Source organism: Fructilactobacillus sp. X2R6C1 (genome assembly GCF_059901295.1).
In genome coordinates this window covers 1-250 of sequence record NZ_JBWXUZ010000061.1, presented here as the reverse complement: position 1 = coordinate 250, position 250 = coordinate 1, and the positions used below count along the sequence as shown (strand labels likewise).

Here is a 250-nt window from a genome sequence, read left to right as displayed (position 1 = left end):
GACCTGGAAATGCGCGAAGCGCTGGCCGAAGCACTGGCCACCTTCGAGGGCGCGATCGTGATGGTCTCGCATGACCGCCACCTGATCGGTCTGGTCTGCGACACCTACTGGCGTGTGGCCGATGGCGTGGTCGAACCGTTCGATGGTGACCTCGACGCCTACGCCGCGTGGCTGCGCACCCGCCCGCAGGCGCAGGGCACCAAGGCGCGCATGGATCAGGTGGAAGAGCCGGTAGTGGTCAAGACCGCCC

1 pseudogene is annotated in these 250 nt (G+C 67.2%); it reads left to right on the top strand.

Features of this window, described 5'->3' with window-relative positions:
• A pseudogene (locus AC6UDF_RS07360) lies at positions 1 to 250 on the top strand (hypothetical protein); the annotation flags it as partial.